This window comes from Pseudomonas luteola NBRC 103146, from assembly GCF_002091675.1.
Classification (GTDB): domain Bacteria; phylum Pseudomonadota; class Gammaproteobacteria; order Pseudomonadales; family Pseudomonadaceae; genus Chryseomonas; species Chryseomonas luteola.
Window position 1 is genome coordinate 16,954 of sequence record NZ_BDAE01000009.1, and the last position, 21,002, is coordinate 37,955.

General features: G+C 53.9%; 18 protein-coding genes and 1 pseudogene. 11 read left to right on the forward strand and 8 right to left on the reverse strand.

Annotated features, from left to right (window positions below; all coding sequences use genetic code 11):
* On the reverse strand, window positions 1-786 hold the full coding sequence (locus PLU01S_RS11905; RefSeq protein WP_074825631.1) for a TSUP family transporter: 786 nt from the start codon (window positions 784-786) through the stop codon (window positions 1-3).
* Window positions 787-883: 97 nt separating this feature from the next.
* Here PLU01S_RS11905 and PLU01S_RS11910 point away from each other — a divergent pair, with 97 nt between their 5' ends.
* Both PLU01S_RS11910 and PLU01S_RS11915 read left to right on the forward strand, forming a co-directional pair.
* On the forward strand, window positions 884-1,795 hold the full coding sequence (locus tag PLU01S_RS11910; RefSeq protein ID WP_074825633.1) for a LysR family transcriptional regulator: 912 nt from the start codon (window positions 884-886) through the stop codon (window positions 1,793-1,795).
* A 50-nt stretch (window positions 1,796-1,845) separates the two neighbouring features.
* On the forward strand, window positions 1,846-2,679 hold the full coding sequence (locus PLU01S_RS11915; protein ID WP_074825635.1) for a DMT family transporter: 834 nt from the start codon (window positions 1,846-1,848) through the stop codon (window positions 2,677-2,679).
* Here PLU01S_RS11915 and PLU01S_RS11920 read toward each other — a convergent pair whose 3' ends face one another.
* The 3 genes from PLU01S_RS11920 to PLU01S_RS11930 are packed head-to-tail and all read right to left on the reverse strand — an operon-like array spanning window position 2,680 to window position 4,930.
* Window positions 2,680-3,144 (reverse strand): GNAT family N-acetyltransferase, encoded by a 465-nt coding sequence (locus PLU01S_RS11920; RefSeq protein ID WP_074825637.1) that lies wholly within the window; start codon window positions 3,142-3,144, stop codon window positions 2,680-2,682. It lies immediately after the preceding gene.
* A 48-nt stretch (window positions 3,145-3,192) separates the two neighbouring features.
* The gene (locus tag PLU01S_RS11925; RefSeq protein WP_010798570.1) at window positions 3,193-3,681 is read right to left on the reverse strand and encodes a GNAT family N-acetyltransferase; all 489 of its coding nucleotides are present in this window, start codon (window positions 3,679-3,681) and stop codon (window positions 3,193-3,195) included.
* 34 nt (window positions 3,682-3,715) lie between these two features.
* The gene (locus PLU01S_RS11930; RefSeq protein ID WP_074825640.1) at window positions 3,716-4,930 is read right to left on the reverse strand and encodes an MFS transporter; all 1,215 of its coding nucleotides are present in this window, start codon (window positions 4,928-4,930) and stop codon (window positions 3,716-3,718) included.
* 278 nt (window positions 4,931-5,208) lie between these two features.
* On the opposite strand from PLU01S_RS11930, the gene PLU01S_RS11935 reads away from it, so the two are divergent.
* Both PLU01S_RS11935 and PLU01S_RS11940 read left to right on the forward strand, forming a co-directional pair.
* Window positions 5,209-6,141: a bestrophin family protein gene (locus PLU01S_RS11935; protein ID WP_074825642.1), complete on the forward strand. Its 933-nt coding sequence runs from the start codon at window positions 5,209-5,211 to the stop codon at window positions 6,139-6,141.
* A gap of 371 nt (window positions 6,142-6,512) precedes the next feature.
* Complete coding sequence (locus tag PLU01S_RS11940; protein WP_074825644.1) at window positions 6,513-7,538, forward strand: hypothetical protein; 1,026 nt, start codon at window positions 6,513-6,515, stop codon at window positions 7,536-7,538.
* Between the two features lie 67 nt (window positions 7,539-7,605).
* Here PLU01S_RS11940 and PLU01S_RS11945 read toward each other — a convergent pair whose 3' ends face one another.
* A complete protein-coding gene (locus PLU01S_RS11945; RefSeq protein ID WP_074825645.1) occupies window positions 7,606-8,226 on the reverse strand; it encodes a hypothetical protein in 621 nt (206 codons plus the stop codon).
* A gap of 2 nt (window positions 8,227-8,228) precedes the next feature.
* Window positions 8,229-10,013 carry a S8 family serine peptidase gene (locus PLU01S_RS11950; RefSeq protein WP_074825646.1) on the reverse strand — a complete coding sequence of 595 codons (1,785 nt, stop codon included), beginning with the start codon at window positions 10,011-10,013 and terminating at the stop codon, window positions 8,229-8,231.
* Window positions 10,014-11,042: 1,029 nt separating this feature from the next.
* On the opposite strand from PLU01S_RS11950, the pseudogene PLU01S_RS26600 reads away from it, so the two are divergent.
* From PLU01S_RS26600 to PLU01S_RS11975, 6 genes and pseudogenes are all read left to right on the forward strand, one after another.
* Window positions 11,043-11,975 (forward strand): annotated as a pseudogene (locus PLU01S_RS26600) (methyl-accepting chemotaxis protein); the annotation flags it as partial.
* Window positions 11,967-12,830 (forward strand): methyl-accepting chemotaxis protein, encoded by an 864-nt coding sequence (locus PLU01S_RS26605; RefSeq protein ID WP_371106396.1) that lies wholly within the window; start codon window positions 11,967-11,969, stop codon window positions 12,828-12,830. The pseudogene PLU01S_RS26600 and the gene PLU01S_RS26605, both read left to right, overlap by 9 nt.
* 284 nt (window positions 12,831-13,114) lie before the next feature.
* Window positions 13,115-14,809 carry a molecular chaperone HscC gene (locus PLU01S_RS11960; RefSeq protein WP_074825650.1) on the forward strand — a complete coding sequence of 565 codons (1,695 nt, stop codon included), beginning with the start codon at window positions 13,115-13,117 and terminating at the stop codon, window positions 14,807-14,809.
* A gap of 5 nt (window positions 14,810-14,814) precedes the next feature.
* A complete protein-coding gene (locus PLU01S_RS11965) occupies window positions 14,815-16,692 on the forward strand; it encodes a J domain-containing protein (RefSeq protein ID WP_159435099.1) in 1,878 nt (625 codons plus the stop codon).
* A gap of 435 nt (window positions 16,693-17,127) precedes the next feature.
* On the forward strand, window positions 17,128-18,249 hold the full coding sequence (locus tag PLU01S_RS11970) for an alkene reductase (protein WP_074825654.1): 1,122 nt from the start codon (window positions 17,128-17,130) through the stop codon (window positions 18,247-18,249).
* 100 nt (window positions 18,250-18,349) lie between these two features.
* Window positions 18,350-18,655, forward strand: a complete 306-nt coding sequence (locus PLU01S_RS11975) for an ArsR/SmtB family transcription factor (protein ID WP_010798560.1) — start codon at window positions 18,350-18,352, stop codon at window positions 18,653-18,655.
* Window positions 18,656-19,060: 405 nt separating this feature from the next.
* On the opposite strand, the gene PLU01S_RS11980 is transcribed toward PLU01S_RS11975, so the two are convergent.
* Window positions 19,061-19,651 carry a DUF4142 domain-containing protein gene (locus PLU01S_RS11980; protein ID WP_233432155.1) on the reverse strand — a complete coding sequence of 197 codons (591 nt, stop codon included), beginning with the start codon at window positions 19,649-19,651 and terminating at the stop codon, window positions 19,061-19,063.
* 271 nt (window positions 19,652-19,922) lie between these two features.
* Here PLU01S_RS11980 and PLU01S_RS11985 point away from each other — a divergent pair, with 271 nt between their 5' ends.
* Complete coding sequence (locus tag PLU01S_RS11985; RefSeq protein WP_074825658.1) at window positions 19,923-20,357, forward strand: HhH-GDP family DNA glycosylase; 435 nt, start codon at window positions 19,923-19,925, stop codon at window positions 20,355-20,357.
* 90 nt (window positions 20,358-20,447) lie between these two features.
* On the opposite strand, the gene PLU01S_RS11990 is transcribed toward PLU01S_RS11985, so the two are convergent.
* The gene (locus PLU01S_RS11990) at window positions 20,448-20,999 is read right to left on the reverse strand and encodes an ATP-dependent Clp protease proteolytic subunit (RefSeq protein WP_074825661.1); all 552 of its coding nucleotides are present in this window, start codon (window positions 20,997-20,999) and stop codon (window positions 20,448-20,450) included.
* Window positions 21,000-21,002: the final 3 nt, after the last annotated feature.

Sequence of the window (21,002 nt, forward strand, 5' to 3'; positions counted from 1 at the left end):
TTATACATGCGCTATAGAAGACAGGTAACCGTTTTGATAAAGGTAACGGCCAATCATTACAAAGCAGATGGCTACGATGAGAGGCCTGATCAGTCGGGCACCGCCACCGATAACGGCCAGTGAGCCCAGATAGGCACCCGCAAGCTGTCCGACTGCCATGATGCCACCTACCAGCCAAAGTACCTTGCCGCCCATGATGAAGATTGCAAGGGATGCAAGGTTGCTCGCCAGGTTAAGGGACTTGGCAGTTGCCGTAGCGGTTATAAGGTCGCGGCCCCGCAAGGCTACCTCGCTGAGTGAAAAGAATGAGCCCGTGCCAGGACCGAAAAAACCGTCGTAAAACCCGATAAGGGGGACAACCAGGAGACGGTGCAGCCGCTCCCCCATTCGCGGCTTGCGCTCAACAGTACCTGCGCCTGGGGCAAGCAGGAAGTACAACGCAATACCACCCAATATGAAAGGCACCAAGACTTCAAGAGCGGAGGCATCTACACGCTGAATAACCACGGCGCCCACGGCTGCGCCAATAAAGGAGGTCAAGAAGGGCTTTTTGACATCTGCCCAGGCGATCTTGCGTTTACGAAGCAGGGTCAATGTGGCGATTAGCGCCCCAAAGGTGCTCTGGAGTTTATTGGTTGCAATGGCTTGTACCGGTGGGATCTGAGCCAGCATTAGGGTAGGCACGGTAATCAGCCCGCCGCCGCCTGCCAGCGTATCGATAAAGCCTGCTGCAAAGGCAACCAGCCCGAGTAATAGCAGAAAGGTGGGATCCAACACTACATCCATTTCAACATCCTTTGATGACACGAGACGGATACGATAGAGCAACGCTGGGTTTTGTGTTGCAATGTGGTATTGCAGAAATCGCAACAAGGATGGCGGTATGTCACTGGGTCAGTTATGGGAACTACAGGCCTTTTGCGCAGTAGTGGATCGCCATAGTTTTGTGAGTGCGGCGCGCCTGCTGGGACGCTCTCCCAGTACAGTGACGCGCGCCATACAGAGCCTTGAGGCGCAGCTGGGGCATGAGCTTTTGCAGCGCTCACAAAAGCAGGTCCGATTGACCGAGGCGGGGGAGGCATACTATGGCTACGCCAGGCAGATGCTGTCACTGCAGGCCGAGGCAGAGGAATCACTCTCGGTACAGGGTACGTTGGCGCAAGGGTGGATTCGCTGCTCCGCCCCTGAAAGCCTGATGATGGATTTCTTGCCCAGCGTCATGGCGGAGTTTGGGCGGCGGAACCCTCAGATCAGCATCGATATACAGGTAAGCGATGCGGCACATGATCCCATTGCAGACAAACTGGATTTTGCTATTCGTGGTGGCTTTGCCTACCCTAGCGAGCTGATCGGCGCGCCATTGTGGAGCTATCGGCGTTACCTCTATGCAAGTCCGACATATCTCGCCATACGTGGCGTGCCTGAAGCGCCCGAGGCGCTTGTCGAGCATGACCTGCTGATGCATACCTCCCCAAGAATTCTCAAGGACTGGTATTTCAGGCAGGGCGATGTTCAGGTCCGTTACAAGGCCCAGCCCCGTTACCGTCTCAGTTCAGGCGTAGCGTTATATAACGCTGCTGTCCAAGGTCTTGGTATCTGCCGGCTGGCGGACTGGCTTGCAGAACCGGCGGTGCAGGCGGGACGTTTAGTCCGGGTATGCAGCCATTATCGACTGACCTCCTCAACCGGGCATGACCCACAGATACATGCCGTTTATGCCAGTACCCAGCTGCCCCAGCGAGTGCGTGCATTTCTGGAGGCAATCAAAAGCGCCGCGCGTGAACGTTACGCCTGAAGCGGTTGAGTCGTTGGTGCGACAGGCCCAATCACCCTGCAGAGGTACAGATGCTTGTAACCGTTTATGGTGTCGTCTTGTTCGCGGCGGCCTTGCATGCCACTTGGAATGCAATCGTCAAAAGTGGAAGCGACAAGATCCTTATCACTGCAGTGATTACCGCTGCAGCGGCATTGATAGCAGCCTTGATCCTGCCATTTGTCCCTCCGCCGGCAGCGCCCAGCTGGGCTTTCATTGGAGCATCTGCTGTACTGCAGGTGGTGTATTACAACCTGGTGGCACAGACTTATCGCGTCGCTGAAATGAACCTGACATACCCGTTGATGCGGGGAACGGCGCCGCTGCTGGTAGCGGTCATCAGCACGGTGGGATTAGGCGCGCATCTGAGCACGACGGCCTGGGTGGGTATCGGCACGCTTTGTCTGGGTATCTTATTGATGGCGCGCCAACGTGCATCCAGGCGCGGGGCAGGGGTTGGTCTGGCGCTACTTAACGCCCTGGTTATTGCTACTTATACGTTGGTAGACGGGGCGGGCGTCAGAGTATCGGGCGCACCGCTGGCCTATACCTTATGGATTTTTCTTCTGACAGGCGCGGTTATGACGGTCTGGATGCTTTGGCGCAATGCCCATGCCTTCGTATCATTTTTCCGCATTCAATGGCTGGTGGGACTGGTAGGGGGAGCTGGAACATTGGCGTCTTATGGCTTGGCGCTTTGGGCGATGACCCTGGCGCCTGTGGCCGTTATCGCTGCCTTGCGAGAGACCTCGATTATATTTGCGGCGCTCATCTCCGTGCTTGTTCTGAAAGAGCGCATGAGTCGGGATCGAATTGCAGCGGTATGTGTCATGGCTATCGGGGCAATGATTCTGCGTCTGGCTTGACTAGTCAGGTGGCAAGCCAGATGCCAGCAAGTCTCGCCGATATTTGACGAAGCCGCGCTTGCTGTCACCCTTGAAGCCTGCCCGCTCGAAGAAGGCGTGGGCCTGAGTCCGGTGGGCTGAACTCAATAACATGATCTTGGAGCAGTCCTTGTCGATACAGCGTTGCTCGATGGCCCTGATCAGCTGCCTGCCGACGCCCGTTCCGCGTTGCGCCTCGTCAACGATTACATTCTCTACCACCGCAAACGGTTGAAAACCAAACATTGCATCCTTGCAGAAGATCAGCAACGCGCTGGCGATAAAGGTGCCGCCATATTCGGCCACTAAAAGCTCATGGACAGGATCATGCTGAAGTTCCTCCAGACGAGCCGGAAGCACAGTAATGAACGCACTGTCCACAAGTTGGCTGTATAGCCGTTGGAGGTAGCCGGCATCGTCAGGTTGTGCACGTCGAACGGTTAACATGCGTGGACGATCTCTGTTGTGGTGCGTTGGCAGACTTTATCTGTGGCTTTACCGAGGGATATCTCCGGTTGGCCGAAGCATCTTGTACATCGGTATACAGTCCAGCGTAAGACCACGAGGCGAATGGTAAGTGGATACCTTTTCACCTACAAAACCACACTTTCGATAGAACGGCGCCGCGTTCAGGGTTGCATCCAGGTGAAGGTAGTCCAGGTCTGCCTGAACGGCAAGCGTTTCGAGATGCTCCAGCATCTGGCGCGCAGCCCCTTGTCCCATGTAGTGGGGTAATACAAAGATTGCGTCGATCTTGCCGGATGTCAGGTCAACCATACCTGTTCCGATGATGCGCTCATCCGAGACCAGGACATGGAAATGGTCCTCGACATCATTTTCATAGCTTTGCGTAAAGGTGCCACTGGTCCAGATCCGGATCTGCTCGTCACTGTAGGACGATGGGCATTGATGCCGAATGGCCTCACAGCGGACTGTCCAGGTGTCCGCCGTGTCTGCGCGGTTTGCCTTGCGAATGTGAAACACGTTATGACCCCTCTGATTGAGCAGCCGGACGGACTCATTGCCTGGCACCACGAGGCGCTATTTGCTGCGTGCAGAGAGGGTACATCCAGGAAGACGCACAGAGCCACAACAGCACACCTGCGCTGGCGACCAGCGCCAGTATTTTAAACGCTTCAGCATAGCCGTAACGGGCTGCGAAAAATCCGCCCAGGCTGGTACTCAAGGCAGCACCGATGCCCTGTACTGTCATGACGGCAGCAAGGCCGGTGTTGAATCGCCCGGAACCCTCCAGAATGCGGGCTACCAACCCCGGTACGGCTACGCCCAGCAAGCCCGCACCAATACCGTCGAGTAACTGGACAGGGATCAGAACCCAGGGTGCCTGGATGAATGAGGCCAGCAGGCCGCGAAGAGGCAAGGCCAACAGTGCCAGTATAAACACGATGTAATAGCCCTTGGTCTGGGCCAATCTGGCCGCCAGCAGTGCCATGACGATCATGGTGGCCTGAGCCACGATTACCGTAGCCGCGGTATAGGCACTGGGGTCGCCAGCGGTGCCGCGCGCTACCATTGCCTGGCCCAGCAACGGGAGCATTGCCGCATTGCCCAGGTGAAAGAGCAGCACTGTAACTGCCACGGTTAGAAGGGGGCGGTTGCGGAAAAGGGCTGACCAGGAAAGCTTTTGCGCATGATCCGGCGAGCCAGCGCGGGCTGCCTCGTGATCAATCTGGTCAGCCCGTATCCTGGCTAGCATATACAAGGCGGCCAATGTCAGAACGCCCATCAGGACGAATACAGCGCCCAGGCCAAACCAGTAGCCGAATACGCCAGCGCCGATTGCAGCAAAGGCATTACCACCATGGTTGAACGCTTCATTTCGACCTAGCTGATGGTCGAACCCTCGTGTTCCTACAAGGCCCAGGGTAAGTCCTGCAATGGCGGGTGGAATAGCGGCACCGGCTATACCGGCAACCATCTGCGCGATGCTGGTAAAGAGAAAAGTAGGTAGAAAATAATTGAGGGCGCAGGCCACAAGAATGCACAAGGCAGCCCATGCAACAATACCGCGCTTGGCCTGTAGTGCGTCCACCAGCATTCCCAGCGGTGTGGTCAGGAGCAAGCCGGCTAACCCGCCTAGTGTCATGACCAGTCCTATTCGGTCCGCGGTCCAGCCCTGTTGCTGAAGAAAGATTCCAAGGAATGGGCCAAGCCCGTCACGAACATCCGCAAGAAAGAAGTTCAGGCCGTTCAAGAACGCAGTGGGCGCCATGTGGATGCATGCCTCTTATGTCCATTGGATAACGACTACTCATCCTGATTTAAAACATTTTGCAACCTTTAAGGAAGAATTAAGCCAGCCTCGTTAGCGTGATCACATCAAAAGCTGCATTGAGGATGCATCACATGAGATCACCTATATCTATCTGGACAACTTGGGTCCTGGCTTTTGCTGACGACACGCGGAAAACCCGGCAGCAGCTGCGTTAACGCCGTTCTGAACGATATACAGCCACTGATCTCCAGATCAGTCACCAAGGGAGTCGTTTCATGATTGCTCGGATTTCGAGAACGCTGACCTGGATGCACAAGGTTTTTTCCTATGTCGGCTGGCCGCTGTTCTGGTTGTTTATCTGGGATGTCATCGTTACGGCCGATTCGATGTTGCTGATGAACAATCGGCTAAACCTGCCTCTTATGCCGCTGACGCTGCTCTGTTCAGCACTGGTCGTCCTGATCAGCTTTCGCAATACAAGCGCCTATAACCGGTGGTGGGAAGCACGTACCTTATGGGGTGCCATGGTAAACAGTTCACGGAGTTTGGGTCGCCAGGTATTGACCTTGATCGATGATCAAGACGATAGGCGAAATCCAATCAAAGCGCTGCTGTTTCGCCGACACGTGGCCTACCTCAAGGCGCTTTCCGCTCACCTCAAGGGCCAAGCTTGCCCCGCGGATGTCGCGACGCTGCTACCTGCCGATGAGTTTGCCCGCCGACATGACACCAATAACTTTCCCAACGATATCCTGAACGCCTCCGCAGCGATTGTGGCGCAGGAGTACCAGGCGGGTAGGTTGGACAGCATACGTCTGGCCCGTATGGAATCTACTCTCGTGGAGATTTCGAACCATCAGGGTGGAATGGAGCGTATTGCCAACACGCCATTACCCTTTCCCTATGTGTATTTCCCGCGGCTGTTCATTTCGCTATTCTGCCTGATCGTTCCGGTTGGCTTGGTGTCGTCTATGGGGTGGTATACGCCACTGGTTTCTACCGTCGTAGGCTTCATGTTGCTGGCGATCGAGCGGATCGGGACCGATCTGCAAACCCCGTTTGCCAACAGCCAGCACCAGATCCAGATGAACTCGCTGTGCAGCAATATCGAAAAGAACCTGGCCTCCATGTTCAAAGAGCCTTCGCGGCTGGAGTTCGGCTTTATGCCGCGGCGACTCAGCTATCAACCTAGCGCCACCGTTGCGTAGTCGCCAACAGCTCGCTGTGGTCCCTTGGGCGGCACAGTCACCTATCGAGATGCATGTTCTGTTCGAAAGTCTCAAATAGCCATGCATCTCAAAGGTGCCGTAACAGGAATTAATACCAGAAGGCTCAAAAGCGGTTCGTTTACATCCTTTGGATCGATTTTATATTTAGCCTTTTCCTTGAAGAATCGACCGGCGTCTTGGTGATGCACTCGCAGGTGGAAGCCATGCACAAGGTTCATCTACCGCAGGGCAATACCGCGTTACGGATAGCCAGGAACACGCCATTCTTCAGCACGCCAACCGGTGCTGATCTGGTCGATTAACCGGGTCGCCAGTTAGCGACCCCTATGGATACAAGGAAAGGAAATCGTATGTCCCGCTTGAAACCACTCGCTGCTGCCATCCTGCTGGCCTTCGCCACGCCCTCATGGGCTGAAATGAATACTGCCGACGTTATGCAGGACGGAGAAAACAACACGGCAACCCTTGAACAGGCTGGTACCGCTATCAATAGCCAGGCCTCTATCAATCAGCTGGGAAGCAGTCATATTGGGGTTATCCAACAGCAACAGGTCAATAACGGTCAGGTATCAATTACTCAGGAAGGTTCTGCCAACGAAGGGCAGATCTACCAGGGGGGCGGCGGCCAAGATAACAGTGTGGCGCTTGAGCAGCGGGGCGATTCGAACCTGGCCACGCTGAATCAGGGTAGCGGAATAGCGCAAGTCGCTGATTTGCGAGCCACCCAGGAAGGAACAGGCAATACTATGCACGTAACCCAAAACGGGTTTGATACAGTGCTCGGTGTTACTTCTCGTGGCAATAACAACTGGGTCGAAGCTGTGCAGTACGGCGGCACCACATCAGGCAGTGTTACTCAGGAAGGCGATAACAATACGGCTTACTTCAGACAGTCAGGCGGTGGCGGTGCTGGCATTAGCCAATATGGCAATGGCAACAGCGCTTCGCTGGAACAGTCCACGCGTGAGTTCGCCAACGGTGGGATATCCCAGTCGGGTGATAACAATTTTGCCTCTGTCAGACAGAGCAATATGTTTGGCGGTCTGGGTGTCTCACAAGAAGGCTCGAATAACGAGCTTTATGTCGTGCAAGGGACACGAGGCTCCAACCTTTCTGGCTCCACCGTTGGCAATGATAACGACGTTGAAATCAGCCAGTACAGTGACACCAGCACTATCAACTACAGCCAAACCGGGGACCTGAATATTGCTCAGATCGATCAGGTGGGATATCAGACACAAAACTCAGTGTCGCTTACCCAGAACGGCATCGCCAACCAGGCGCTGATTACTCAGGGTGGCGATACCTTCTATGGCAACACTGCAGGCATTACGCAAACAGGTACGGCAAATCGCGCAACAATTACCCAGCAGTAACGTTTAACCATGAAAATAAATGCCGCGCTGAACGTCTCTCGACGACAGCGCGGTGTTTATCATGAACTTACTGCTTTTGAATGAAGCCCTGGATGATGTCCAGTGACACGTCGTTCACACCCTGCATGCCCTTTACCTTGCTCAGGGCTGACTGAGCAGCGTCTACCGAACTGTAACGGATGACGCCCATGCCTGCCGCCGAAGAGGCTTGAACCATCGTACCGCCAGTAGCTTTTGCAACCTGATCAATAACAGACGCATCCTGTACAAATACCTTCAGGCGCGGAGGCACGAGCACGGCTTGCCCGGAGGTCAGGTTCACTGCGACGCCCATCTCGCTCGGACCTGAGGCAGTGCTGGCTGCCGCCGCGGATTGCGACTTGAGCTGAGCCTGATTACCCTGCGGCAGCCTGATCGCATACGGCCCTATCTGTCCCACCACATTACTGTCTGCCTGTAGCGTCTGCTGGCGGCTCTGGCTTTGCGTGGTTGACGGCGTTTGAGCAGAGGCAGTGGAGTCGATACGCTGAACCGTTGCGTTGGGCACGAGGCGAAACGGGGTGTTTCCGACATTGAAGCTGGCCCCGGTTGCCGCCTGCTGAAGACGAGCCGCGTCTGTGGTCTGCGCCTGTACCAGAGGTGTTGCAGCCAGGGTAACGGTTAAGAAGAATAAAGTGGCTATTTTCATGATCAGTGCCCCACCACGCGAAGTTTGAAGTCTTGCAGCTTGGCGGCATTACCCCCCGCATCAACCACATCCGTTAACGAAAGCGTCCAGTCACCCGTCGCCGGCTCATCCAGAAACGCGTTGCTCGCCGCCAGTGAAACGGTGAACCCGGTCCCGGACGTAACATCCGATAGCGTCGAGAAAGGCGTCATGACATAGCTTTTGGTACCGCTTGGCGAGGTTAGAACGGCCTTCAGGTTTGACGGCTTCATATGGCTGGTCTGGAAACTGAGCTGTACCGCCTCGACCTTGATACTCTGATTGATCCGCACGCGCAATGTTGCTGGAGCATTCACACCGCCAATCGGGCTGGCAGGATCATTGGAGGCTTTCCACTGCGTATCTTTCATCGCTGGCAGTAGCTTGAAGCTCATGGCTTTATTGACGGCCGCGGTTGCATCCACCAATCCAAACCCATACCAGTTGCTGAAGTGATGGCCTGCCGCGTTGGTGATCCATCCCGGCTCGATCACTGTGCCGCCGTAGCTCACTACCGGCTGATAAGGATCAAGCGGTCGCGCGGTGCTGGCCAGGATATATTTCACGTCGCGTTGAGTCAGCTTGGGATTAGCGCCCAACATCAGGCTAACCACACCCGACACCGTGGGCGCGGCAGAAGAGGTGCCGTTCATGCGTCCCCAGTAATTGCAGGAGTTGTCGATAGACGACTGACTGCCTTCCAAGGCATTGGAAACAGTATTCGCGGTATTGGCTCCCCGGGAACAGCCCATTAGATCAGTGGTTACGATGGCAGGGGAATAGTAGGTCGGCCTGATCGCTTCCCGTACATTGGTAAGGTCAGGGTTATAGGCCCTCTGATTGCCAAATTCGCCACCAAAGCCTGAGATCCACACCGACGATCCGGCTGTGGAGTAAGACGAGCGGAGCCCCCGAGCATTCACGGCGGCGGCGGTAATAATCGTGATCAGGTTGTTGTTGGGATCAACTGTTGAAGACGCGCAAGTCACATTTAGCTCGGCTGCCTTTTCAGAACAGATATTGACTCGGCCAAACGCAGTATAGGTAAAGAACTCCTTGAAGGAGTTGCCGGCCGACTTGACATAAATTCCGCCCTTGCCATTACGCGTGGACTGCATCAAACGCTCCCAGGCGGCCTGCTCGTTAGTAGAAAATGCAGGATAGTAAGGTGTACTGCTGCCCCAACTATTATTGAAGACGGCTACATCCTTGGATTCGTTGCCGCTGCCCCAGGCGTACAGAATGTTTGCATCCTGGCTTGCCGGGTCTGCATCGCTGGCCAGGAAGTTAAAGCCCTTCAGCTTCGCCTCGGGTGCGATGCCTCGTCCTCCTTTTCCGTTCCATCCCATTTCGGCAATGATGCCTGCCACCGAGGTACCGTGTTCATCGGTATCGACACTCGGCGTCGGATCGTTTGATCCGTTTACGAAGTTCTTCGAGCCATTTGGCACGACGTTACCTGACAAGTCTTCATGACGTATTTCCAAGCCATCATCCACCACCCCGACAATGACGTTCTTCCCTCGTATACCCAGCTCATGCAATACACCCATCCGCAGATCCACGCCGGCAAGTGGTGTGACATCACCGATTACCTTTTGCCCTCTATTGCGTAAATGCCACTGGTAAATGAACAGTGGGTCGCTGCCGTTCTGAACATTTTGTGCGGCTTGTGACGATGCAGTGTCTTCGGCAGCGTATGCAATACCGCAGACTCCCCCTGCAAAAAGTGAAACTAATAAAAAAACAGGTTGTTTGGATGAGAGCATTATTCCGGTCCTTCGCTTTATCTAGAGATTTAGCCAGGCAGGATTAACGATACGCCCAGATTCGTTTTTCCTGATACGAATATAGAATTAACGTCTCGTTTTTTAAATCAGGTGTATTGACTGTTTGCTTGAGGTGTCTCTTTAAATGCCATTCTTGTGATATTGAATTGAGATTCAAAATGAAAAAATATGATGGCATGAGCGCATGTTATGTTAATTATAAGTTATTGATAAATAATGGATTTATAATTTGATTGGCTCTCTTGTATGAACGGATCAGTATAACGTATGGCTAAAAAATCCGATAAACGGCATTAATTCTTTTTAATATTTTTTGACTTGGTTTGGATTATATCCAGATGACTGAGTGGTCACTTAATGAATAAAAAATCAATTGAAAGAACGCTAAACAAAGCAGCGTGTAATGTTCGTTATGAACGATAGGCTTGTATGGGTAGAAGAAAAGAGCTTTATAAATGGATAAGTTTATGCTGTCGTAACTGATTTATGTTCTTGCTCAGTTAATTAGCAAATAGCAGATCTATTAAAGCTAATTTTTTACGCTTGTCTGCAGTGCACAGGCCTTATGGCCAGAGTGCTTATGGGTTATTCCCTCAAGAACTCGACAGGCAAGTGATTGATCGACACATGGTTCTGTCACCCAGTGTCGATCTAACGGACGTGCAGCTGAGCAGGCGCGACTACTAAGCGGCGGTATCGAAATATCACTGTAGGCGTTGCCCCTGACGCATTCCGTCAGATTTTTTATGGTATTTCCTTCTTCAGTTATCCAAGCAGCTGCCGATAGCCCTTCCGCATAGATAGATAGGCTGGCCCTAAGAAGAACAAGCACACCAGCTGAATGACTCGAAACGACATTTGACGGAAGGACTTATGAATAGCTGGTTTGGGAATATCAGCGTTACGCGCAAGCTTACGCTGGGGTTCGGTGTGGTACTGGCATTGACGCTATTTCTTGCCTGGAGCGGCTGGAGTGGTTTGGGAAGCGTCATTCAGCGAAGCCTCTGGATGACGGAGATTTCCAAGCTGAACAGAACGCTGACAGACCTGCGTATTGCACGTCTGCAGTTCATGCTGGCAAATGGGGATGAAACCAGCACCGAGCGGTTGCAGAAGAACTTGGGTATCTACCTTGAGCAGCAAAAGAAGCTCTTGGGTAGCTTTACCAACCCGGCCAATGTTGCGCTGCTGAAAAAGCAGGACGGCATCAACGGCGATTATCAGAAGTCCCTGGGCAACATGCGTGACGCATACAAGGTTGCGAATTCGGCTCGTGAGACGATCAAGAGCGAGTCGGCTGACGCGGCCAAGCTGATCGACAAGATGACCAATAGCGTCCTGCTGCTTCCCAGCTATGATGACCGTCGCTTCTCCCAGTTTCAGACTATCTCAAAGACCAAGGAAGACTTGCTGAAAACGCAGTTCCTGGTCAGTGTCTATGCCGCTAATTCAACGTCCGAGAATGAACAGGCACTGCTGGCTCAGATCGAGACAACGGGCAAGGGCATTGATCACATGATGTCCGTGTTCAAGGATGAGCTGAGTTATACGGCCCAGCAGGTAAAGGACTCGCTGAATCGCTATAGCACGGCTGTCGCCGGCTACAAGAAGGCCAATGCGGATATTGCTCAGGCTCGTAAGGAAATGACCGATCAGGGCAATGAGATCGTCAAGATCAGTGAGGAGTTGTATCAGTTCCAGCTGGATCGTCTGGCAATTGAAAGCAGCCATGCGCGTCAGCTGCAGATCGGCAGCACGATTCTGGCTCTGCTGTTGGGTGTACTGGCTGCCTGGGTGATTACCCGCCAGATTACCCAGCCGTTGAAAGAAACACTGGGTGAAGTTCAGCGTATTGCCTCGGGTGACCTGACGGCTTCTGCCCGTGTTACCCGCCGCGATGAGCTGGGTGTTCTTCAGCAGGGTATCCAGAACATGGGCAATACACTGCGTGAGCTGATTACCGGTATCCGCGATGGTGTGACCCAGATTGCCAGTGCTGCAGAAGAGCTTTCCGCTGTGACCGAGCAGACCAGCGCAGGTGTAAACGGCCAGAAGAGCGAAACTGATCAGGTGGCTACCGCCATGCATGAAATGGCCGCGACCGTACAGGAAGTAGCCCGTAATGCCGGTGATGCGTCCACGGCTGCCAGCGAGGCGGACAAGCAGGCCCGCATGGGTGACAAGGTAGTCAACGAGGCGATTGTACAAATCGAGCGTCTGGCTTCTGAAGTAAACCGTTCTTCCGAGGCCATGACCAATCTGCAGAAGGAAAGTGACAAGATCGGCAGCGTGATGGATGTCATCAAGTCTGTCGCTGAGCAGACCAACCTGCTGGCGCTTAACGCTGCTATCGAGGCTGCGCGTGCTGGTGAAGCCGGTCGTGGATTTGCGGTGGTGGCGGATGAGGTTCGCGGTTTGGCTCAGCGTACTCAGAAGTCTACAGAGGAAATCGAAGGGCTGGTGGCTGGATTGCAGGTTGGTACGCAACAGGTCGCGTCTATGATGAACGATAGCCGCAAGCTGACTGATAGCAGCGTCGAGCTTGCCCGCAAGGCAGGCGGCTCGCTGGAAAACATCACTCAGATGGTATCCAACATCCAGTCGATGAACCTGCAGATTGCGGCGGCGGCTGAACAGCAGAGCGCCGTGGCTGACGAGATCAATCGCAGCATCGTCAATGTTCGCGATGTGTCCGAGCAGACGGCGGCGGCAAGCGAAGAAACCGCGGCCTCCAGCGTTGAGCTGGCGCGCCTGGGTAATGAGCTGCAATCCATGGTCAGCCGCTTCCGCGTCTGATCCTCTCCTCAGTGCACGGTACTCGCCGTGCACTGACTCTCCAAGCGGACATATCCAGCTCAGCGCTGTTGGCTTTACAGCCAGGGTGACTACCCAGCTGCGGGCGTCTGTCACGCCCTGGTTGATCTCTGTATCAAAGAGATGCCTGCGCGCAGTGGTCTCGCTACAATAGCCATTCATTTCAATACGCCCATTTATAGGGATAGTGTCTTGGGTCTTGTCTCCTGAGTGCCGACGCTTCGGCTACGCAAGGGAAAGGGCCTCTAGCAGGGAGCTCGCTTGGTATGATCGTTGGTATAGACCTGGGAACCACCAATAGTCTGGTCGCCGTCTGGCGTGAGGGTGCGCCGGAGCTGGTCAGGAATGCGTTGGGAGATACGCTGACGCCTAGTGTAGTCGGCCTCGACGATGAGGGGCAGATACTGGTGGGTAAGACAGCACGTGAGCGGCTGCATACCCACCCCACACGAACGGCCGCCTTGTTCAAAAGGTACATGGGAAGCGCGCAGGAGGTTCGCCTGGGTGAGCGCACCTTCCGGCCGGAAGAGCTGTCCGCACTGGTGCTTAAAAGCCTGAAGGCTGACGTCGAGCGTCAATACGGCGAGCCGGTGACCGAAGCGGTCATCAGTGTTCCGGCCTATTTCAGCGATGCACAGCGCAAGGCTACCCGCATCGCGGGCGAGCTGGCAGGACTCAAGGTCGAAAAGTTGATCAACGAGCCGACAGCCGCGGCCTTGGCGTATGGGCTTCACCAGAAAGATAGCGAAACCTCATTTCTGATCTTTGACCTCGGCGGCGGCACCTTTGATGTCTCCATTCTTGAGTTATACGACGGAGTCATGGAAGTACGCGCCAGTGCAGGCGATAACTTCCTGGGTGGAGAAGACTTCGATCTCATGCTCATGGAATGTTTCGTCGCGCTTCAAGGCCAGCAGAGCGGCTTTCCTACTCTGGAGCAGGTCCGCCAGCCGCTGCGCCGTGAGGCGGAGCGCGTACGTAAAACCTTGGCGCAGGAATCCAGTAGCGAATTTGTCCTGCGGTATAACGAGCAGGAGTGGCGCCAGACGTTTACTCAGGCACAGCTTGCCGAACTCTTCGCTCCGCTGCTGGAGCGCCTGCGGGGCCCGATTGAGCGTGCACTGCGGGATGCGCGAATCCGTGTGGCTGACCTTGATGAAGTGCTGCTGGTCGGCGGTACGACCCGCATGCCCTTGGTACGCAAGCTGGCAGCAGGGCTGTTTGGCCGTTTCCCCTCCATCCGCCTCAACCCTGATGAGGTCGTTGCTCAGGGAGCAGCCGTTCAGGCGGCCCTCAAAAGTCGTGACGCAGCCCTTGAGGAGGTTGTCCTGACCGATGTCTGCCCTTATACGCTTGGCATCGAAACCTCAATCACGTTTGGTCAGCAGAGTGAAAGCGGGCATTACCTGCCGATTATCGAGCGCAACAGCGTAGTGCCTGTCAGCCGTGTCAGGTCGGTACAAACGCTCCATGACAACCAGAGCAAGGTCCTGTTCAGGATCTTTCAGGGCGAAAGCCGACTGGTGAAGGACAATATCAAGTTGGGCGAACTCGAGATTGATGTTCCTCCTCGCAAGGCAGGCGAGGTCAGCATTGACGTGCGTTTTACCTACGATAACAACGGTATTCTGGAAACCGATGTCACCATTCCGTTGACGGGTGCCAACCATCGGCTGGTCATTGAAAACAACCCCGGCGTTCTGAGCCCCGATGAGATTCAAGAGCGTCTCAAAGCCCTGGAAAAACTCAAGATTCACCCGCGCGACCAGCAGGTAAATACCCATATGGTGGCGCGTCTGGAACGTCTGTACCAAGAGTTGTTGGGCGACGAGCGCGAGACCGCGGGGTATCTGGCTACCCAGTTTCAACAGATCCTGGAAACGCAGGACGAGCGCAAGATCAGTGAAGTGCGCAAGCAGATTGCAGAGCAGCTCGACAGGCTTGAGCGGGGGACATGGTAAGCCCTATGGACTGCTGGGAAATTCTGGGTCTCGATGATGAGGCCGATGAGCGTACTATCAAGCGGCAGTACGCCAAGCTGCTCAAGGTGCATCGCCCCGATGATGATGCCGAGGCGTTTCAGCGGCTGCGCGAAGCGTATGAGGAAGCCCTGAGCTGGGCCAGAGAGCGAACCGTCGAGGAGGTCGAGGATGCCCCTTGGCCCTCCATACGCACGCCAGAAACCTTTTCCGATGCGGCCGTTGAGCCCGTGCTGCCTGAAGACAATAGTGTCTGGCTACAAGCAACCCAGGCTCATGGCTCGGACGAGGTTGAAGAGCCGGCATTCTTTCCAGGTGATGCACCTCGGCCTCGCCCAGCGCCTGATTATCCCGAACCGGCTCTGAATGCCGAGGCCTTGGCCGGACATCATGCCAGGCGTCTGCTGGAGGAAACCGTTGCCGAGAACCTACGTCAGCAATGGGCTCAGGCACAGGAGTTGAACTGCGCAGCTCCATTCCAGGCGGGACTGCTCGAACGCTGTCTTAGGCACGATGAAACCGCCCTTCTGCTCGCTGCGGTTGAACTGCTGCAGTGGCTGACACCCTGGCAGAGTGTCGTGCTCAGCGCCGGTCAGGAAGCATATCTGACTGCAGAGCTTCTGGGACATCAGCGTGAGCATCTCGATGACCTTGGCGAAGCAGGTAACGAGCTAGGCTTTCTAGCGCAGCTCAGGGTACTGAGCAAGCAACCTTGGGCGAATTCATTCGACAGACAGCAACAACTGCAGGGTTGGGTGCTGGAGATGCTGGACGAGGCCGACTATCTTACCCCTTCATTGTTCGAGGGCGTATGTTGCCTGTTTGGCTGGGATGACCGGAAGGGCATTGTACCTGCGCCGTACGAGACATGGTGTGCCCTGGTAGAGCGCTGTGAGCAGGAGGCTTATGCCCTCCGCCTGCAACAGCTCCTCAATGCAGAGCCGACAACCCCTGAAGGAAGGGCTGCTCATCTGTTGCTGGGGCCTATCTCTCATTCCGAGCAGATTCGTCTCGCCAAGGCTTTCAAGCCAGAAGACAGAGCGGCGCGTGAGACCCTAAGGGATAGTCTGAATCATCGCTACCCTGGTTTGAAGCAGCGTTTTCCAGATGCGCGACTCGATGCGTTTGTCAAGATAGAACCTAAAGAAGGCAAGCCACTTTCGTATGGCTGGGTATGGGCAGGCGCTGCTCTATTTGCACTTCTTTATACCTTGCCACAGCGGTGGCAGGAAGGGCGTCTTGACATATTTACCTTGTTCTATTCCTTGACGCTTTGGCCGCTTGTTGCCGTATGGGTAACCAAACTACTCACGCGCTTGTGGCGACCGGTAGCCAAATGGCTAGAACCGCTCGATTTGATCCTCACTTATAAGGTGCTACCTGGGCGGTTATTCAACCCAGAAGCCTCGCGCTGGACGCTGCTACGCAACGGTATTCCCCTAGCCGTTATGGCCTTATTTATGGGGCAAAAGGCCGGGCTTATTGCACTTGGAATCATGGGGCTAGTAACTTGCGCCTGCTTTGTACGCCTGCCAGCCGGGAGTACCCCATTCGATGCGCTGGTTGCTTACTGGCGACGCAACGATTTTTCTAAAGTCATTCGACTGATCCTGATTACTGCTGCCTTTATTGTTATGGGCGGTCTTGTAGGCCTTGCTACACGCGAATCATCCCCAAATCAAAAGGTACCTGTTTCATCCAGTGCGGTGGAGCAGTGCGTCATGCATTCTGCACCTCAGGTAGCAAAGCTTTGTGACAGCGCCCAGGATGCGCAGGCTTGTATGTTGAAGCTACAAAAACTGTTCAATGAACAATGCAACAGTCAGCAGCCCGAGCCAACTGTCAAAAATAGCGCATCAACATAAGGCTGGACTCAAGAGGCTCAGCTTTAGGAAAGGTTTATGGACCACCCCGCGTTGTGTCATTGGCGCGGGGCTTTTCATCGTTAGTATAGTAAGCAGGTTAAGGCGCTAAGCTCTGTACGAAAAGTCTTCGAGCGAAGGTCAGGCGAGGCAGGAATCGGTAAGGAGGCGGAGTTTACGTGTTGTAAATGAGCATTCCAAATCGGTTTTTTAATCAAGCATCACCGAGCGCAGGTACTTTTCGTATAGAGCCAAGAGTAGCTATTCAAGAACTAAAGCCAGCGCACTAGACATCCTAATATTGAAATCTATAAATATGATGCGTAGAGTAGTTACTTCATTGGCTCATGGTTGCCATTCTGTAGATTCACTTGGGCAGCCGTGAGCTTAGGCTTTTGACGAAGCGTCACATTTATTCATTGATATTGAAGTATTTAAATGAGCAAATCCATACTGCAAACTACCACGCTAGGCCCTTATACACTTAAGAGTCGCATTGTATTACCGCCATTGACTCGTTCGCGTAGCACCCAGCCAGGCAACATACCCAACACGCTAATGGCAACCTATTACCAGCAGCGGGCTAGCGCAGGGTTCATGGTCACTGAGGGAACACAGATCGAGCCTCGTGGCCAAGGTTATGCCTGGACGCCGGGCATATACTCACCTGAGCAGATCGAGGGATGGCGACTGGTAACCGACGCGGTGCATAAGGCAGGCGGTATTATCTTCGCTCAGCTCTGGCATGTAGGCCGTGTATCGCATACATCGTTGCAGCCAGAAGGGGCCGCGCCTGTTGCGCCCTCAGCCATAGCCGCTGAGAACGTCAGCGTATTCATCGAAACCGGCCCTGGGACTGGAGTCCTCAGTGCACCTTCAACGCCTCGTGAGCTCAGTACGGCTGAGGTAAAAGAGCTGGTCCAGTTTTACGCGCAGGCAGCCCGTAATGCATTGGACGCTGGTTTCGACGGAGTTGAAATACACGCCGCCAATGGATATCTGATCAATCAGTTTATCTCGGCGCACAGTAACCAGCGTACCGATGAGTATGGCGGTTCGCTGCACAATCGTTTGCGTTTCCTGCGGGAAGTTACCGAAGCAGTTGCTGCAGTGGTTGGCAAGGATCGAATGGGCGTACGTTTTGCTCCGCTCTTTGAGACAACGGATGAGGCGCGGGTGTATCTGGGGCTGGTTGAGGAAAATCCTCAGGAAACCTACCTGGAAGCCGTTAAAGTGCTTCAAGATGTAGGAATAGCCTACCTGTCAATTGCCGAGGCAGACTGGGATAACGCACCAGAGCTTCCCGATGATTTCCGCAAGGCGGTCCGCAACACGTTTAAGGGCCGTATCATCTATGCGGGACGCTATACATTGGAGCGTGCGGAGCGAGTGCTAAAGGACGGGTGGGGCGATCTGATTGCGTTTGGCCGTCCTTTTATTGCCAACCCCGATCTGCCTGAACGGATTGCCAATGATTGGCCGTGGACTCCAGTGGATCCTGCCTCGATGTATGGGGGCACAGAGGTCGGCTACATAGACTATTCTCGATACGAGTCCTGAGAAATTGTTCAAATACCCCTTGGTAAAAATGCCAAGGGGTTCCGCTGTGATAACATTGACTGGCTGTTTACTATAAAGGAACCGTTACCGGATACCAGCAATGAGTATCGATGTCAGCTTGGCGCTTAAAGCGCTCGATAATCCTACCCGTCTCAAGATCCTGAATTGGCTGAAAGAGCCTCGCCGGCACTTTCCAAGCCAGGAAGTTGATCCTGAAACTACTGGGGTATGTGTAAGTATTATCCAGGACAAAGCTGGGCTTTCCCAACCTACGGTTTCGCTGTACTTGAGCACCTTGCAGCGCGCCCAGCTGGTTACCTCTCAGCGTATAGGTCCCTGGACATACTACAAGCGTAACGAGGCGAGCATTGCCTTATTGAAGGAGGCATTGGGTGAGCTGATCTGATCACGAAAGACATCATGATCAGCAATACGCCTGTAAGTGACGACGACAGGTAACCTGTCTCTATTTAAGCCGCGTTTTGCGGCGGTCATAGCGTACATCGCCGTCGATATATACCCTGATTAGCCAAGGCGACCAAGCGCTATTCCTGTTTTCATATGATTTCGCCAGCCTGTTAAGGCGGGCATTCAGCCAACATTTTGCCCCTATTGATTGCCAGCCACACATAACTATTAGTGGTGCCGTCTCGCGTCAGCTTGAATGGCTGAGTGTGTACTTGAGCCTCAAGAATATGAACCATTCATGGTAAGAACATATCAAGAGTTGCGCTGGATAATGATCAGGCACCTTTAAGCAACCATGCATAAAAAAAGGCAGCCTTCAGGCTGCCTTTTTGTGACTATGCCGTTACTGCTTATTGGCATACTTGCTTTGGAGCGCCTTGGCATGCTCAAGATGCATTTCCAGCTTGGGCAGAGCAGCTTGTGCCAGAGCCTTCAGCTCCGGATCTTTGCTAGTGTTGGCTTCGTTACGGAAAATCTCGATAGTCTGTTCGTGGGCGACAACCTGATTATTGGCATAGGCAGCATCGAACGACTCATCGCGTACCTGAAGGATCATTTTCTTGGCCATATCCATCAGTTTGGCGTTATCAGCGACTTCCAGTTTCTTCTGTTGGGCCAGTTGCTGGAGTTGCTCATTCATCTTGGTATGATCATCGATCATTGACTGAGCAAAGGTCTTGATGTCTTGGGACTGGCTCTTTTCAAGCGCCAGCTTGGCTGTTTCAATCTCAGCAATGCCTTTGGCCGAAGCATCGTCTACGAAATCTTCAGGCGACATGGCCTCAGCTTTCTTGGTATCAGCCGACTGTGCATGGCCGGAGGTGCCGTGTGCGCTATCAGCATGGGTAGCGTTTTGGGCAAAGGCAGTCGCCGTGCCCATTGACAGCAAAAGGGCGCACGTGAAGGCAAATTTTTTTGGCAGTGCTGGGCTCATGGTGATTCTCCTGATCTAGCTTTAAAAAACACCGGATCGCTTGGTGTGCCTGGCGAGGCAGCACTAGCAATTAATCTCATCTCCGATGATGCTGGGCTTATATAGCCTACTGGTTGTGACTGACATCCCAATCGAGTTGTTCCCAATCCCAAGCAGATCCATGAAAACACTTGTAAAAACGTGTCTCGATATTGACCGTATAAGGCCTCCATGATGAACCGTACCTGTCTGATGCCAGTCGCAAGAAGGTAAGACTGAAGAAGGCGTCGAGATGAAAAGCGAGATTTCAGCTAAGGAGCTGGGACTGGATCTATATAGTGGAGATGAGAAAGCGCTGTTTGGCTGGTTTCTGGCCAGTTATCTGTTTGGCAAGCGTATTTCGCAAACGATTGCCGCTCAGACATGGCGTTTGATGTTCAAGTCTCACGGCCATGATACGCCGCTAAAAGTATTGGCGTGTGGTTGGCACGGCTTGGTAAGGCTGTTACGGGAGGGACGTTACACGCGCTATGACGAGTCTGCCGCCACGCGGCTACTGGAGGTATGCCAGATACTTCAAGTTGAATACGGTGGCAGCATCATGGATATCAAGAATAAAAGCGAAGGCCGTTCGGATTTCGAAAAGCGTCTGTTAGCCTTCAAGGGCGTTGGGCCAAAGACGTTGGAAATCTTCATGCGAGACGCTGGCCCTGTTCTGTTCCACTAACGAAAAGCGCAAAAAACGTGTCTGATCGCCCTCTTGTGGTAACCAGGAGCGATCTATTAAACCGCGCCTGGTTGCATACAGTGAAACCTCTTATAGATGAATACAGCTGTGCACGGCTTCAACAGGCATGGCGACGTCATCCATGGCGTGGATCATGCCTGTAGCCAACGCCGCTTCGGGGTTAAGGATACGGGGAGAGGCCTTCAGATAATTACGAATGTCCATTCGCTCGCTCGCACCCGCAGTGCGCTCCATGACGATCTCGGCATAGAGGTCCAGGTCATAATCCAGACTCATGGCATATTCAGACATCCGCGCATGGTCAATTGCCCCATGCAAGCTCCAGTGAAATGGATGAATCAGAAACTTGCTGTGGCGACAGGCTGTGCGGTGGCGTCCCGCCAGGAACAGAATGTTACCCATGGACTCGACGGTCCCGAGGTTGTGCGTATGGACCGGAATCGGAAGCGATACCAGGAAATTGTACATTGAGAAGCCGTAGCTGCAGTCGCCACCCATGGTCGCAATCTTTATGAGCAGGCTAGAGGCGTCCTGCTGCAAGGCATTGGAGCATTTCTCGATCAGCTGACCACACGTGGTTGAGTTGATGGGGCCAGTGAAATTGATAACGTGTGTGGTCATGAT

What these genes read in the sequence shown, in the direction of transcription:
- PLU01S_RS11905 (WP_074825631.1), bottom strand. Translation starts at nt 786, where the DNA reads ATGGATGTAGTGTTGGATCCCACCTTTCTGCTATTACTCGGGCTGGTT.
- PLU01S_RS11910 (WP_074825633.1), top strand. Translation starts at nt 884, where the DNA reads ATGTCACTGGGTCAGTTATGGGAACTACAGGCCTTTTGCGCAGTAGTG.
- PLU01S_RS11915 (WP_074825635.1), top strand. Translation starts at nt 1,846, where the DNA reads ATGCTTGTAACCGTTTATGGTGTCGTCTTGTTCGCGGCGGCCTTGCAT.
- PLU01S_RS11920 (WP_074825637.1), bottom strand. Translation starts at nt 3,144, where the DNA reads ATGTTAACCGTTCGACGTGCACAACCTGACGATGCCGGCTACCTCCAA.
- PLU01S_RS11930 (WP_074825640.1), bottom strand. Translation starts at nt 4,930, where the DNA reads ATGGCGCCCACTGCGTTCTTGAACGGCCTGAACTTCTTTCTTGCGGAT.
- PLU01S_RS11935 (WP_074825642.1), top strand. Translation starts at nt 5,209, where the DNA reads ATGATTGCTCGGATTTCGAGAACGCTGACCTGGATGCACAAGGTTTTT.
- PLU01S_RS11940 (WP_074825644.1), top strand. Translation starts at nt 6,513, where the DNA reads ATGTCCCGCTTGAAACCACTCGCTGCTGCCATCCTGCTGGCCTTCGCC.
- PLU01S_RS11945 (WP_074825645.1), bottom strand. Translation starts at nt 8,226, where the DNA reads ATGAAAATAGCCACTTTATTCTTCTTAACCGTTACCCTGGCTGCAACA.
- PLU01S_RS11950 (WP_074825646.1), bottom strand. Translation starts at nt 10,013, where the DNA reads ATGCTCTCATCCAAACAACCTGTTTTTTTATTAGTTTCACTTTTTGCA.
- PLU01S_RS26605 (WP_371106396.1), top strand. Translation starts at nt 11,967, where the DNA reads ATGGGCAATACACTGCGTGAGCTGATTACCGGTATCCGCGATGGTGTG.
- PLU01S_RS11960 (WP_074825650.1), top strand. Translation starts at nt 13,115, where the DNA reads ATGATCGTTGGTATAGACCTGGGAACCACCAATAGTCTGGTCGCCGTC.
- PLU01S_RS11965 (WP_159435099.1), top strand. Translation starts at nt 14,815, where the DNA reads ATGGACTGCTGGGAAATTCTGGGTCTCGATGATGAGGCCGATGAGCGT.
- PLU01S_RS11970 (WP_074825654.1), top strand. Translation starts at nt 17,128, where the DNA reads ATGAGCAAATCCATACTGCAAACTACCACGCTAGGCCCTTATACACTT.
- PLU01S_RS11975 (WP_010798560.1), top strand. Translation starts at nt 18,350, where the DNA reads ATGAGTATCGATGTCAGCTTGGCGCTTAAAGCGCTCGATAATCCTACC.
- PLU01S_RS11980 (WP_233432155.1), bottom strand. Translation starts at nt 19,651, where the DNA reads ATGAGCCCAGCACTGCCAAAAAAATTTGCCTTCACGTGCGCCCTTTTG.
- PLU01S_RS11985 (WP_074825658.1), top strand. Translation starts at nt 19,923, where the DNA reads ATGAAAAGCGAGATTTCAGCTAAGGAGCTGGGACTGGATCTATATAGT.
- PLU01S_RS11990 (WP_074825661.1), bottom strand. Translation starts at nt 20,999, where the DNA reads ATGACCACACACGTTATCAATTTCACTGGCCCCATCAACTCAACCACG.